The organism is Marinobacter sp. C1S70 (assembly GCF_000475355.1).
GTDB classification, from domain to species: domain Bacteria; phylum Pseudomonadota; class Gammaproteobacteria; order Pseudomonadales; family Oleiphilaceae; genus Marinobacter; species Marinobacter nauticus.
Genome location: NZ_AXBW01000084.1, coordinates 131,277 through 145,962 on the forward strand (window position 1 = coordinate 131,277; position 14,686 = coordinate 145,962).

A 14,686-nucleotide genomic window follows, 5' to 3' on the forward strand; every position below is an offset into this window, starting at 1 on the left:
GTACACGGAAAATGCGGAGGTTGCGGGTAGCCATCATTGCCATTCCCGCGAACAGTTCTCACATGGAGAGGAGGAAGCCGAAAGCCACCGTTAACCGGAACACCTGATCTATGCCCAACACCCCGGACTCTCCCCAGCCTGCTTCGGATATCGATCCGAAACGACTGGCCCTGGTCGCCACCGCCAGCCGTAACATGGCACTGATACTGGATGCCGGCGGCTGCATCGAATGGGTCAACCAGGCGTTCGAGGAGCATACTGGCTACTCGCTGAGTGCAGTACGTGGAAAGCTTCCCAGCCAGGTTCTGGCCGGGCCGGACACGGATCCTGATACCGTCAGCCGAATATACCGCCACCTGTTCCGGGGCGAGGCGTTTGAAGAAGACATCCTGCACTACACCGCCAACGGCGAACCTTACTGGGTACACACCTACTGCACACCCGTCGATGGAGAGGACGGCATTGAACCCGGCTTTGTGGTAATCCAGACCAACATCTCCGACCGGAAAAACAGCGAACGCGGCCTGCGCATCGCTGCCAGCGTCTTTGATCGCAGCCACGAGGCGATTTTCATCACCGATCACCTCAACCACATTATCGATGTAAACCCAGCGTTTTCCCGGATTACCGGCTACAGCCGTCAGGAAGTACTCGGCCTCAACCCTTCCATTCTGAGCTCTGGCCGCCATTCCCGGGAATACTACCGTTCCATGTGGCAGTCCATCGAAAAAACCGATCACTGGCGCGGAGAGGTGTGGAATCGCCGCAAAAACGGTGAGGAATATGTGGAACTGCTATCGATCAGCCGGGTGCACCTGGAAGAACCCGGCAAACATTATTATGTGGCGGCGTTCTCCGATATCACTGCCCTGAAGAATCACGCCAAAGAGCTCGACCGGGCCGCGAATTACGACGACCTCACCGGCCTGCCCAACCGACAGCTTCTGGAAGAGCGGTTGCGATCCGCCAAGGCGCACGCGGACCGGCAGAAACGCTCACTCGCCATCTGCTTTCTTGACCTGGACGGATTCAAGGGCATCAACGATGAACTCGGCCACGATTTCGGCGACGAGGCCCTCCGCATGGTGGCGGAACGGCTCACCAGAAGTCTCCGCAGCGGAGATACCGTCGCCCGGATCGGCGGCGATGAATTTGTTCTGCTGATTCAGGGTGATCATTCCGAACCCCTGTATCAACGTATTCTGACGTCGGTCAGCGAGCCATTCGAACTGGCGGGCAAAGAGGTAAACCTGACCGCCAGCCTGGGCGTCACCCTGTACCCGGAAGATGATACCGACGCCGAAGGGCTGGTCCGGCACGCCGACCAGGCCATGTACGCTGCCAAAGAGAAAGGCCGCAACCAGTTCCATATTTTCGATCCCGGCCAGTATGCTTTCCGCAAGGAACGCCGGAACCAGCTGATGGAGATTTCCCGGGCCCTGGAAAACGAGGAATTCGAACTCTACTTCCAACCCCAGCTGCGCATGGCGGACTGCCAGGTGATTGCCTTCGAGGCTCTGATCCGCTGGAACCACCCGGAAAAGGGACTGATTGCCCCCGGCGCCTTTCTCCCGGCGGTGGCCAACAGTCACCTGGAGATCCCCCTGGGCCAATGGGTGCTGAAAGAGGCGATTCACCAGATGAACCGATGGCGGGAAGCCGGCGAAGCCCTGGCTGTCAGCATCAATATCAGCGCGCCCCACCTGATGGACCGGAAGTTTGCGGACTACCTGGAAGGCTATCTGCAAAGTCATCCGGAAGTGAGCCCCGGGCAAATCACCCTGGAAGTGCTGGAATCCACGGCGCTGGAAGACACCAAACGCGCCAGCAATGTGCTGGCGCGCTGCCAGTCTCTGGGGCTGCAGGTGGCGCTGGACGACTTTGGCACCGGCTTTTCCTCGTTGACCTACCTGCGCACCCTGCCCGTGGATGTCATCAAGATTGACAAGAGTTTCGTCCGCAACATGCTTACCGACGCCAATGACCGTGCCATCGTCGAAAGCGTCATTTTCCTCGCACAGCGTTTTGACCACCCCGTACTGGCCGAAGGGGTGGAAACGCTGGAGCACGCCATCGCACTGCGGGACATGGGCTGCAACCTGGTTCAGGGCTATGGCATCGCCCGGCCCATGCCGTCAGCCGAAGTACTGGGCTGGCTGGACAACTGGCGTCGGAGAATCCACTCCAGCAGGGACATTCGTGAACTGCAGACCGTTTCCGAGCAGGGTGACGGTATCTGAAAAGGGCCTTAACGGTACCGGCTCTGGTCCAGCGTACTGAGCCGGTCCGGATGGAAAACCATCAGGCCAGTGACAAAGGTGCCGTTGATGAAGCCCTCCGGAATCATGAACAGCGGCAGATACCTCAGATACTCATGCACCAGTTCATCAAAACTGTAGGTACCGCTGCTCCACAGCATCAGGCACATCACCATACCGGCCGCGGCTACCGACAGACCGGCCCCGAAAAAACCACAGAAGAAGATATAAGCGAAGAAGTTACGGAAATTGCGCCGCCGTTCCCACAACATGATGCCATGGCTGACCAGTGCCGGGACCATCACCGTAATCAGACCGTTGGCGGCAAACATCAGTAATGGCTCGCGCCCGGTGATGACGGTGATCACCAGAGCCAGCAGGCCCGCCAGCACGGCCAGAGCCCAACCCAGCATCAGGGTAATCACCGTGATGCCAAAGATGTGAATCGCCAATCCTGGTGAAATACCTGCCCGCAACTGCCAGACAAAACCCAGAATCACCGCAGCACCGAAAAACGAATGCTGAAAAGCGTTATCCTTGCGCAAGGCGGACCAGTCGACAGAACGCACCGCGTTCAACAGAATCACCGCAAACAACACGGCGGTGATCAGCCATTGACTGGTGGAGAGCAGGTTGTCGGTCATTCCCATGGCGATTTACCGGTGCGGGTGCGATTGGAAATACGGGGCAGTGTCTACACATACCCCATACACCGTCAATGGGATCACACCGTTCAGGTCAAGCCGCCAACGCCGCCCGGTTCGTGAGCGCCTGCCAGGCTTCATAAGTGCTCAGGAAGATGCGTCCGCCCAGGTGTTCCAGCAACTCCGTGCCTTTGAGCCGGTCCATGACCGGGCCCTTGATTTCCGAGAAATGCAGACGCACCCCGGCGTCGCGCAGCCGTTCGTTAATCGCCTCCAGGCTTTCCAGGGCTGAGGCATCAATCAGGTTCACCGCCGGGCACACCAGCACCAGATCGGTCAGCTCCGGCTCCCGGGTAACCAGATCCATCACGGTTTCTTCAAGGAAACGGGCATTGGCGAAATACAGGCTTTCATCCACCCGCAGGAAGGTAACTTTGGGACAGAGTTCCACCTCATGACGCAGCACGTTGCGGAAATGCTCGGTGCCCGGCACCCGGCCCACCACGGCGCTGTGGGGGCGACTGGTTCGGTACAGGAACAGGCCAATCGATAACGCCACCCCGGCAATGATACCGGCTTCGACACTGTGACCAAGGGTAAGCAGGATGGTCGCCAGCATGGCCCCGAAATCGGTACGGGAATATCGGAAAGTGCGGCCCAGTGCCGGCAGATCAATCAGGGTGATCACCGCCACAATAATGGTCGCCGCCAGCGTCGCCTGGGGCAACCAGGCTATGGCCGGAGTGAGGAACAGAGTGGCCAGGGCGATGCCCACCGCCGTGTAAGCGCCAGCCGCCGGTGTTTCTGCGCCGGCATCAAAGTTCACCACCGAACGGGAAAAGCCACCGGTAACCGGCATACCGCCCGACAGGCCGGACCCCAGGTTGGCGGTACCCAGACCAATCAGCTCCTGGTCCGGGTCAATGCGCTGGCGCCGTTTGGCCGCCAGGGTCTGACCCACCGAAACCGATTCCACGAAACCCACCACACTGATCAGCAAGGCGCTGACCGCCAGTTGGGACCACAGGCCAAGATCCAGACTGGGCATGGTGAAGGCAGGCAATCCTGACGGTACCTCACCGACCAGTCGCACGCCCTGCTCATCAAGCCGCAATACCCAGGCAACCAGAGTCGTGATCAGCACCGCCAGAATGGGCGCGGTCTTGGTCAGGATGTCGGCCGCCCGGGGCGCCAGGCCAAATCGATGCAGTACCGGTTTAAGGTACCGGCGAGACCACAGCAGAAACAGCAGGGCACCGACCCCGATCAACAGCGTGGGTAAGTTGGTATTGCCCAGGGAAACCAGTAACGAGTGACCAATCTCCAACAGGTTGTGGCCATTGGCCTGGATACCGAACAGGTGCTTGAGCTGGCTGGCGGCAATGACAATTCCCGAGGCGGTAATAAACCCGGATATCACCGGATGGCTCAGGAAATTGGCCAGGAATCCCAGCCGCAGCACCCCCATCAGGGTGAGCATCAGGCCAGACATCACCGCCAGCAAAATAGCTCCGGCCAGATACTCAGCAGTGCCCGCCTCGGCCAGTGGCGCCAGAGCAGCCGCCGTCATCAGCGAGGCCACCGCCACCGGGCCAACAGAGAGGGTGCGACTGGTTCCGAATATCGCATAGACCACCAGTGGCAGGATGCTGGCGTACAACCCGACCTGCGCCGGGAGGCCTGCCAGCAGAGCGTAGGCCAGGGACTGCGGAATGAGCATAACGGTGACAATAACCGCAGCCACCAGATCACTGGTGGCCTGGTCACGACCGTAGGATGGCGCCCATTGCAGAATGGGCAGATAGCGTTTCAGATTCATGCGCGGCTCAGAACAGGTTGACCGGTACCTTCAGGTACACCTGGCCGTTGTCTTCCGCCGGCGGCATATGACCCGCCCGCATATTCACCTGCACCGACGGCAGGATAAGTCTCGGCATATCCAGCGTTGCGTCCCGCTCGGTGCGCATCTTCACGAACTCCTCTTCCGACACACCATCGTGCACGTGCACATTGGCCCGGCGCTGCTCGGCCACGGTGGTCATGTGCTGGTATTCATCACGGTCAGGAGCCTTGTAATCATGGCACAGGAAGATGCGAGTCTCCGGCGGCAACGCCAGAACTTTCTGGATGGACTGATAGAGAACCCGGGCATCTCCGCCCGGAAAATCACAGCGGGCCGTGCCGTAATCCGGCATAAACAGGGTATCGCCCACAAAGGCGGCGTCGCCAATCACATAGGTGAGGCAGGCCGGTGTATGGCCGGGCGTATGTAGCACACGGCCTTCGAGGCTGCCGATCGCAAAGGTGTCGCCTTCCTCAAAGAGCCGGTCAAACTGACTGCCATCGCGGGCAAACTCGGTACCGGCGTTAAAGGCCTTGCCGAAAATTTCCTGTACCTGAATGATTTTTGCCCCGATACCGGTTTTGCCTCCAAGCTTTTCATGCAGGTAGGGAGCTGCTGACAGGTGATCCGCATGTACGTGAGTTTCCAGAATCCATTCCACGATCAGATCGTTCGCCTGAATGTACTGAATGATCTCGTCGGCCGAGCGCACATCGGTGCGGCCAGCGGCATAATCGAAATCCAGAACCGAATCCAGAATCGCACAGACCTGGCTGTCGGGATCGCGCACGACATAACTGAAGGTGTTAGTGGGTTCGTCAAAAAAATGCTGAACGATGGGCTGGGTCATGGTATTCACCTCTGAAGTCGCCAGTTCTTTAATCTGATCTAAGGATATACTGAAACGATATATAAGGTGAAATGCTGTTTTCTTATATGCGCGATAATCCCGATGCATCAACCAGGCAATCCCGGCCCCCATCCTTGGCCTGGTACAGCCTATCATCTGCCCTGGCAATCAGTGCCTCCGGGGTGGCCGGCTCGTCTGTCAGCTCCGACACGCACACCGCCCCGGCACTGACCGTAACGGTTAATGCCTTGCCGTCGACCAACCATTCCTCCTCCCTTACTGCTTCCATGATTCGCATCACCAGGGTTTGCACATCCCTCTCGGTCACCCCGGTAAAAACCACCAGAAATTCCTCACCCCCGAAGCGGGACACCACATCGGTGGTTCTGGTATGGGCAAGCAGGACGTCGGTAAATCGCATCAATACCTGATCACCTGCCAGGTGGCCCAGGTTGTCGTTTATCCGTTTGAAGTGATCAATATCGAACATGGCCAGGCAGAAACGGTCGCCATGGCGATTGCTGGCAGCAAGGATCTCGTCCAGCCGGGGCATCAGGTAACGACGGTTATGCAGTCCAGTCAGGGGATCACGAATCGACTGGTTAAGCAGGTCCTCTTCCAGCCGGTTGCGCTCCAACGCACCGGACAACAGACCAGAGACAATAATCAACAGATCCGCCATATCCCGCCGCCAACTCCGCCGGGATAACGAATCCACACCAAAGAAGCCCATCACCTGACCGCGGATCCGGACAGGGACGCAGAACATGGAACTGACTCCCTGCTGCTCCAGCAATGCCCGCTCATTTTCGGCATCAGGCGGCAAATCCGCAGTGTCCTCAATGAACACCACCTGGCTCTGGCTCTCCATCAGGCGAATCTGTTGCTGCCACCAGCGGAAATCGTCAATCGGCACCGCCTGCTGATCCGCCATCAACGATGGCACACCCGGAGCACACCATTCGTGGGTATTGGTCATGGTGGCAAGGTCCGGCGAAAAGGCATAGACGTAAGCGCGATCAACGCTGAAAAAGGCGCCGATGGATCTGAGCAACTCATCAATGCAGTCATCGATGGAGCCAAATCCGAGATGAATGAACTCACTGGAAAGCCGGGCAATCAGCTTCTGGAAACCCGCCTGGAACGAGAATTCCGCTTCACTATCCCGAAGATGCTGCTCTAGCTCCTTGTAGTGCTGAATGTTGTGGAACTGGCCGTACCAGAGGGTGCTGCCGTCCGGTTGCCGCTCCGGCACGGAATGGGCCTCGTACCATTGGTACTCGCCATTCTTCATCCTCAGCCGGGCGCGGTAACACCAGGGTTGCAGCGTTCGCACCGAGTGCAGGATGCTCTCACCAACGCCGGCCGCATCGTCAGGATGAATGACCCGGAAAACCGAATCGGCATTTTCCCGGAGCTTTTGCGGCTCGACGCCGAACAGTTCTTTTACCTGGTCACTAACGTAGGGATAGCGGTGGGACTGGTGATCGGCACTGAGCCAATAGGTAAACAGCACGCCCGGCACGCCGGATGCCAGCTTCTGAAAAAACCGGGCCGACAGGCCCTCTGGCTGCTCATCGTCGGGCTGGCTTGCCATAAATGGCCGGTCTCCCTGCTATTGTCTACACTGGTTTTTTTAGTGTAGTCCAGCCCGACAGTCGCGGCGAATGCGCTTCAAAGGCTGTCCAGGCGGGCCTTTGCTTCCGCCCGACGGCCGGCATCCGCCACTTCCCGACCAGGTCTCGACGGGGCTGCCAACACTTTTTCAAGATAGACCCGTGCCCGTTGAGGCTCGTCCTGCTCCGCCAGAAAATCTCCAAAGAAGTAATTGGCATCAATACCTTCCGGGTTGATTGCCAGCGATTTCTGCAGGTACTTCCGGGCCACCTCATCATCCCCGAACCCCAACGGCCAGCCCGGCACCTGATAATACAGGCTACCCAGTGAGGTATAGGCTGAGCCATCCAGCGCCTCCGGAGCGATCTTCAGGGCCGCTTCCAGGGAGGCCCGGGCCTCTTTCACCAGTCCCAGCGCACCCAGGCCGCCTTTGGCGCCGGCGTAGGTACTGAGCACAATACCCTGCCAGATCAGCGGTTCGGCACGGCCCGGATAATCAGCGACAAAGGTCTCGGCCTCTTTGGCCAGTGCCTCAAATGCCTTTTCCTTATCATCTTCGGGCAACTGATACTGGATCTGCGCCCAGCGTTGCTGGATTTGTGCCAGTTCAGCCCGCATGTCCTGAGCCCACAGGGGCATGGCCATGACCCCCGCCAACACCATTACGATCCACTTCATGACACCACTCCTGAATCCAGAAAGCGCCGGATCACCGGCAGTTGTTTTAACATGGCTTTATCCACAAGCTTCGGCAGGATGCCGTTGATCACCACAAACAGTTTTTCCGGCCAGCCGAGAAAACGTCGGCGTTCATCTTTTTCCATCGCCTGAAGAATCTGGGCTGCGACAGCTTCCGGTGCGTCCATGGCATTGCCCAGGGCACGGTTCAGCTCGTTCACCGGCGCCGGGTTCATAGCCGTGGCCGTGGCTCTGGGCGCTACGTACACCACCTGCACCGGGGTGTCCGCCAGCTCCCGACGCAGGGCTTCGCTGAAGCCGCGCAGGCCGAACTTGCTGGCGCAATAGGCGGTGTAGCCGGGAAACCCGATGCTGCCGAAGGTGGACCCCACCAACACCAGGGCGCCCACGCCGGCTTTACGGAAACGAGGCACAAAATGCCGGGCCACCAGCATAGCGGAACGCAGATTGACCATAAGCTGTGCATCCAGGTCGCTGACGGCCATGGCATCCAGCGCCGCAAACCGGTTCTGGCCGGCGCAATGAATTACACCATCAATATCGGGATACACCTCACTCAACTGTTGAAGCTGTCGATCCAGCTCCGGGCTGGCCAGCTCCAGGTGTACCGGAGAAACGCCGGCGCGCTTTTCCAGCCGCTCCGGATGTCGGGTCGCAACGATCACCCGGGCACCGCATTCCACCAGCGGCCCGATCAGGGCCTGGCCAATGCCACCGGTACCACCCAGCAGCAGGAAGGTACGGTCATGCAGCCTCATGACGTTGCTCCTTGCCATGGGCCCGCAGCGGAATACTGTGAAGCATATCGCCGTACAGGCGATACACCATGCGCGCGGCCTCGATGATGGCCTGCTGGTCCTCCGGATCGGTGATGTCGTTCATCAGGTTGCGGAAGAACTCAAAGTGGTCCTGATCCAGGGCGCCGTGAGAGTACAGATAACTGAACGCCTGATTGGGCAGGCCCAGCTGTTTCTGGATGGCTTCACCCAGGGGCGTGGCCAGCTCAATGGAGGTGCCCTCCAGCACCTGAACCATGCCAAAAAAAGCCGCCGGGTTACCCCGCTGGATGCGGTCATACAGGTAGGCCACCATCAACTCGATGGAGGTATCGGGCTGGCCATGACGAATGGCTTCCTTGTCTTCGCCGCAGGCTTCAAGGTCGTTGAGAATCCACTCGTGGTGGCCGTATTCTTCCTCGATGTATTCCACCAGTGCCTTGCGCACGAATTCCAGCCGTTCGGGCAGCCGGCCACCACAGGCCATCATCAGTGGCACGGTGTGTTTCACGTGGTGGTAGGCCTGGGTCAGAAACCAGGTGTAGCCTTCAAGGTCAAAGCGACCCTCGCGGATAGCCTGAATCACCGGGGCTCCGGTGACATGGGCCCGGGCCTGTTCAGTTTCGGATTGCAGTCGGTCAAAAAATGCCATGTTTGAGTCTCCTGGCGTTGTCTGTCGGATAGAAGTGCCCGCAGGCACTGAGAGATTCATGAATAAGGGAAAGGATTCGGCCATGAGCCTGGGCAGGTCCGCCTGAATCTGGTGCCGCACCGGGCGACCGTTGGCCGTGATGTGGCCCTCGGCCTGGGTCAGCCGTTGCCGGCGCAGGTACACGGCCTGCAAGCGGGCATAATCCGGCAAACCGGCATTCAGCAACGTCAGGGCCGCACGTATATCGTCAGGGCTTCGGTTATCCGTGATCACCACCAAAGCACCGGGTTGTGGCTCACCATCGCCAAATACCACGGCCTGAGTGGCCCCCAATGCCTGGACCAGTTCACTTTCCAGCCATTCCGGGCTGATGTTCCGGCCAAAGCTGGTGATCAACAGATTCTTGGCCCGGCCGTTGACGGCCAGAAAGCCCTCGGCGTCCTGGTCGCCCAGATCTCCGGTATCCAGCCAGTCATCGGCTTGCGGCTCATCACCGAGATACCCCAGATGGGTATTGCCCCGAACCAGAATCCGGTGTTCGTTATCCACCTTTACCTGCACATGCCCCAGGGGCCGGCCCACCGAGCCTTCTCGCTCGGCTCCGGGCACGTTCAGCGCCACCACCGAGCCACATTCAGACAAACCGTAGCCCTCGTACAGAGGCAACCCGATCGACCGTCCCCGGGCCAACAGGTCCGGCGATACCCGGCCGCCGCCGACCGCCAGGAAGCGAAACGAATCCGTTGTCAGCAATCCCTGCTCGCCGGCATTGACCAGCGCCATCGCCAGCTCAGGCACCAGAATCACGGAATGGGGTTGATGCCGGTTCAGGCCGGCCACCAGCTGGCCGAGATCGAGGCCACTGCTGCCGGTCATGCCCAGGGTCTGCAACGGGGCAACCGTCACCGCGGCGCCCATCAGCAGGGGCAGGTAAACCCCGGCAATGTTCTCCAGCAGGGTTGCCAGCGGCAGAATGCACAGGTGTTGCTCCAGCTCCACACCTTCCAGCCGCTGCTGCAGCGCAACGGCGGTCGCCGCCAGCTGCTGCGCCGACAGGCACACGCCCTTGGGGGTACCAGTACTGCCGGAGGTGAAGGTAATCTTGGCGGTGTGTTCCGGCATCCAGGAGGCAGCAGGGGACACCGGCAAATCTCTCAACCAGACGCCATGACCGATCATCTCCGCCTGTTCTGCTTCGCCACTGAATACCAGGGCATCCAGCCCGGCCCGCTGAATCAGGTGCTCGGTCTGGCTTCTGGAAAAAAACACCGGCACCGGTACACACACCACGTCCGCCATCAGACAAGCCAGGTCCGCAACCACCCAGGCCGGGGTGTTGTCGCCACACAGGCCGATGCGTTTCACGCCCAGGCTCCGCAACTGCTCGGCCACCAACTGCGCCGCCCGCCATAGCTGCTGATAACTGAAACTGGCGTCTGGCCCCTGCAGTGCAATGCGCTCCGGATGTTGCCGGACCCGCTGAGACAGGAGATCAGGCAAGGCGGCCATAGGCACCTCCCAGGTCCGCCTGCAGTTTATCCTCGGCCGCAACAACCGGCTGCACCAGCTTCAGCAAGCCGGCGGCGCGCAAGGCCGCCATACCATCAACGACCTTGATGGTCATCACCACCGGATGATGGTCGTAATAGCGACCCCAACCAGCGCCGCCATCCGGCAATTTTGAAGGGTCGGCATCCGCCAGCACCTGCGTGGCGATGCCGAGCCGATGGAAACTGTTGCGCAACTGGTCGGTACCGGTACACACCACCCAGTCATAGCCGGCAGCATCCAACCACACTGAGAGCGAGGCGAACAGATAGCGGCTGACCCCGGCTTCCACCCCGGCCAGGTGGGCAATTTCGGCAATACCGCTGCGTCTGGTTCCCGGCTCCGGCATCAGGGTTTGCACCGGCACCGACAGGTAATCCTCCAGAAAAAGCCGTTCCTGTTCCGCATTGCGCACGCCAACGGCGGCCAGCAGCGTTCCCTGAGCGGTTGTCAGGGCCAGAAGCCGTGGAATACGCAGGGAAGGCTCGGCCCCGTACGCGTGGAGGAAGCGGCGCCGAATGAAATCCGACACCGTGTGGGCCAATGGCGTGTTGGACTGGATTTCGCAAAACCACCGGCCAGCACAACGGACGGCCGGAACCAACTCCCCGGAATCCGGAGGACAACAGGTCGACATTGTTAACGGATCAGTCATGGCTGCCTTCTCTCTGCTTGCTTTTCCTGGCCCAGACGGACGCAGGGTCATGGCTGACAGATTAGAAAGGCTGGCTTAAACCAGTCTTAAGACGGCACCACAGAAACCTTAAGAGCGCCTTAAGGTTTCTGTGCCTGCACGGTTAAGGCTCACTTAAGAAAGGAGGGGTAGATTGCGGCCGACCTCGGGGCTATCCCGAAAACAATCGACACAGACGCAAACACCTATGCCCAAAGCTCGCCATTTTTTTCAACGCCGACTTGCCCGTTTCCTTGCAGCCGGCGGACTGGCCACGCTGTTGCATTGGCTGATGATGGGCCTGCTGGTTCAGGCCGGGCTTGACCCCAGGCTAGCAACAGCAACCGGAGCCACGGCCGGACTGGTTTTCAACTACGTGGCCCAGCATCAGTACGCGTTTGCCTCGAACCTGCCGCACCGAGTCGCGATGCCGCGATACCTGGCGGCAGCCAGTCTGGGCTGGACCCTGAACCTTTTCAGCTTCTCCGTTCTCAGCCTGGCTGGCCTCAAAGTCCTGTCAGCACAGTTCCTGGCCACGGCACTCGTCACGGTTGCCAATTACTTCTTTGCCAAGAGGTTTGTTTTCCATGAAAAAACAACGCTCAAGCTCCCCTGAACCTATGCTGAGCATAGTTATTCCGGTCCACAACGAGGCTGAAGTGCTCCCGGCCCTGCTGGCTCGACTCTGGACAACCGGGCAAAAGCTCGACGGCAGCTTTGAGCTGCTGTTTGTCGACGACGGCAGTCGGGATGATTCGGTCGCAATTCTGATGGCCGCCAGGCAACGGCAGCCAGAAATCCGTGTCTTGCAGTTGTCCCGAAACTTCGGCAAGGAGGCGGCAGTCTCGGCCGGCCTGGAGCACGCCCGCGGCGAGGCCGTGGTGCTTATGGATGCAGACCTTCAGGATCCCCCCGAACTGATTCCCGACATGCTTGCCGAATGGCGCAAAGGGGCCGATGTCGTGCTGATGAAACGCCGATCCCGGGCCGGCGAAAGCTGGCTTAAACGCATCACGGCCAGCCTTTTCTATCGTCTGATCAATCGGATCAGCGATTCTCCGATTCCGGTCGATACCGGCGACTTCCGGCTGATGAGCCGGCGCACGGTCGAGGCCCTGAACCGGCTTCCGGAACGCAACCGTTACCTCAAGGGCATGTTTGCCTGGGTCGGTATGCCCACCGTAACCCTGGAATTCGATCGCGACCCCCGAATCGCAGGCAGCACCAAGTGGAACTACCTGAAACTCGTACACCTGGCCATGGAGGGCATCACCTCATTCTCGACCCGACCACTGCGACTGGCTCTTGTGCTGGGCTTACTGGCCGCGGGGGCAGGCGGCACCGTTGGCCTCTGGGAGGTAATCCGGGCGCTGGCCTTCGGCATTTCAACACCGGGCTATGCCTCCCTGATTGCCATGATCACCTTCCTGTCCGGCGTCCAGCTTCTGTGTGTCGGCTTGTTGGGGGAATACATCGGGCGCATCTATATGGAAACCAAGCAACGCCCGGTCTTTATCGTGGCGGAAGATAGTCAGGAGACCATGACTTACATACAACCCATGCTGCGAGTGGCCGGCCATGACCAGAATCAGTAACACCTTGCTGTGGCTGCTGGTCTCGGTGCTTGCTGCCAGGCTCGGCCTGTCTGCCTTGTTGCCGTTCGCGGACACCACCGAGCCCCGCTACGCGGAGATGGCGCGGATTATGGCGGAAACCGGCGACTGGATAACCCCCTGGTTCGATATTGGTGTGCCTTTCTGGGGCAAGCCGCCCCTGTCGTTCTGGACTCAGGCACTGTCATTCAAGCTGTTCGGCGTCAGCGAATTCGCCGGCCGACTGCCCTCCTGGCTGGCCAATGTCGGCATCGTCTGGCTGGTCTACAACCTGCGTCGCTACCTGCACCCCGACCCGCTCGGCCACGGAGCCAAAACTCAAGGGCTCTGGGCTGCGTTAATCTACGCCACTACGGCATTGGGCTTTCTGTCTGCCGGCACGGTAATGACGGATTCATTCCTGGCCCTTGGCACCAGCCTGACACTGGTGAGCCTGATCATTCGCCTGCAGGGGGGGCCGCCGCTCTGGGGCTGGCTGTTCTTCATCGGCCTGGCTACTGGCCTGCTGGCCAAGGGACCACTGGTTCTGGTGCTTGCTGGCCTGCCGGTGTTCCTCTGGGCGCTCACCTTCAACCGTTGGCAGACCCTCTGGCACAGTTTGCCCTGGGTGCGCGGGCTGGCCCTGACCCTGCTGATTTCAGCCCCCTGGTATGTTCTGGCGGAGCTGAAGACACCTGGCTTCCTCGATTACTTCATTGTCGGCGAGCACATCAAGCGTTTTGTGGTCAGCGGCTGGCAGGGTGATCTGTACGGCAGCGCCCACGATTTCCCCCGGGGCACTATCTGGGTCTATCTGGTGCTTGCCAGCATGCCCTGGGGGCTTGTCGCGGTGGCTGGCGTGCTTCGCAACCACTGGCGCGACGCTCCCAAGCTGCAGCAATGGCATACTGGCGAACAACATGTCAGCGCGCTGGTAATCCTGGCCGCGGTGGCACCGGCCGTGTTCTTTACCCTGGCCGGTAACATACTGTGGACCTATGTGCTGCCGGGACTGCCATTTGTGGCTGCGCTCGCCTCCGGGTTACTGGCAGCAGACACCGGCCGACGCTTAAAGCGCTCCGCCATAGCCGCCCCCCTGTTCATCCCCTTACTCGGCTCAATTGCCAGCGGCTGGGTCTACCTGCATCCGGAGCAACTGAAAACGGAACGGGAGCTGGTGATGACCGCCAGCCAACTGGCCGGGCGTTCATCGGCCAGGCTTGTGTACACCGGCGAACCGCCATTTTCGGCCAGGTTTTACAGCGCAGGCAGAGCCGATAGCATTGACGTGGAAAGTCTTCGTCTTCAGCTCGCGAATGGAACTCTGCGGCGACCTTTGGCGGTGGCCGTGGGAAAAAACCAGCATGACTTACTTGGCCAGTTGCAGCAGATTACCGATCCGGTCGACGAAAACCGGCGTTACAAGCTGTTCCTGCTGGAACCGATGACCAACAATACGGCTGGGAACAGTAATTCGGACCGCAAATTGCCCGCATTCCATTACACTGAAAAACACCAGCAACCTTTGAGCTAA

At 59.7% G+C, this 14,686-nt stretch carries 12 protein-coding genes; 4 read left to right on the plus strand and 8 right to left on the minus strand.

The features are described from left to right. The first annotated feature begins 110 nt into the window (after positions 1-110). The gene (locus Q669_RS18260) at positions 111-2,240 is read left to right on the plus strand and encodes a putative bifunctional diguanylate cyclase/phosphodiesterase (RefSeq protein WP_022993388.1); all 2,130 of its coding nucleotides are present in this window, start codon (positions 111-113) and stop codon (positions 2,238-2,240) included. Positions 2,241-2,248: 8 nt separating this feature from the next. Here the strand turns inward: Q669_RS18260 and Q669_RS18265 are convergent, their stop codons facing one another. The 8 genes from Q669_RS18265 to Q669_RS18300 all read right to left on the minus strand — a co-directional run bounded on the left by Q669_RS18265 (position 2,249) and on the right by Q669_RS18300 (position 11,542). Next, entirely contained in the window at positions 2,249-2,908 is a 660-nt protein-coding gene (locus tag Q669_RS18265) for an energy-coupling factor ABC transporter permease (protein WP_022993389.1), read from the minus strand. An 88-nt stretch (positions 2,909-2,996) separates the two neighbouring features. Further along, complete coding sequence (locus tag Q669_RS18270; protein ID WP_022993390.1) at positions 2,997-4,721, minus strand: SulP family inorganic anion transporter; 1,725 nt, start codon at positions 4,719-4,721, stop codon at positions 2,997-2,999. A gap of 7 nt (positions 4,722-4,728) precedes the next feature. After that, positions 4,729-5,595 carry an MBL fold metallo-hydrolase gene (locus tag Q669_RS18275; protein ID WP_036150001.1) on the minus strand — a complete coding sequence of 289 codons (867 nt, stop codon included), beginning with the start codon at positions 5,593-5,595 and terminating at the stop codon, positions 4,729-4,731. An 82-nt stretch (positions 5,596-5,677) separates the two neighbouring features. Beyond that, positions 5,678-7,192, minus strand: coding sequence for a diguanylate cyclase (locus Q669_RS18280; RefSeq protein ID WP_022993392.1), 1,515 nt, complete (start codon positions 7,190-7,192; stop codon positions 5,678-5,680). A 77-nt stretch (positions 7,193-7,269) separates the two neighbouring features. Further along, positions 7,270-7,890 carry a tetratricopeptide repeat protein gene (locus Q669_RS18285; RefSeq protein ID WP_022993393.1) on the minus strand — a complete coding sequence of 207 codons (621 nt, stop codon included), beginning with the start codon at positions 7,888-7,890 and terminating at the stop codon, positions 7,270-7,272. Beyond that, positions 7,887-8,669, minus strand: coding sequence for an SDR family oxidoreductase (locus Q669_RS18290; RefSeq protein WP_022993394.1), 783 nt, complete (start codon positions 8,667-8,669; stop codon positions 7,887-7,889). The genes Q669_RS18285 and Q669_RS18290 overlap by 4 nt, the downstream gene beginning before the upstream one ends. After that, on the minus strand, positions 8,656-10,848 hold the full coding sequence (locus tag Q669_RS18295; RefSeq protein ID WP_022993395.1) for an AMP-binding protein: 2,193 nt from the start codon (positions 10,846-10,848) through the stop codon (positions 8,656-8,658). Before Q669_RS18295 ends, Q669_RS18290 begins: the two co-directional genes overlap by 14 nt. After that, positions 10,832-11,542, minus strand: coding sequence for a thermostable hemolysin (locus Q669_RS18300; protein WP_200861814.1), 711 nt, complete (start codon positions 11,540-11,542; stop codon positions 10,832-10,834). The genes Q669_RS18295 and Q669_RS18300 overlap by 17 nt, the downstream gene beginning before the upstream one ends. 226 nt (positions 11,543-11,768) lie before the next feature. Here Q669_RS18300 and Q669_RS18305 point away from each other — a divergent pair, with 226 nt between their 5' ends. From Q669_RS18305 to Q669_RS18315, 3 genes are read left to right on the plus strand one after another with little or no spacing between them, the layout of a single operon-like run. Then, a complete protein-coding gene (locus Q669_RS18305) occupies positions 11,769-12,176 on the plus strand; it encodes a GtrA family protein (RefSeq protein ID WP_011783843.1) in 408 nt (135 codons plus the stop codon). Next, on the plus strand, positions 12,148-13,155 hold the full coding sequence (locus Q669_RS18310) for a glycosyltransferase family 2 protein (RefSeq protein ID WP_036149969.1): 1,008 nt from the start codon (positions 12,148-12,150) through the stop codon (positions 13,153-13,155). The genes Q669_RS18305 and Q669_RS18310 overlap by 29 nt, the downstream gene beginning before the upstream one ends. Next, positions 13,139-14,686 (plus strand): ArnT family glycosyltransferase, encoded by a 1,548-nt coding sequence (locus tag Q669_RS18315; RefSeq protein WP_022993397.1) that lies wholly within the window; start codon positions 13,139-13,141, stop codon positions 14,684-14,686. Before Q669_RS18310 ends, Q669_RS18315 begins: the two co-directional genes overlap by 17 nt.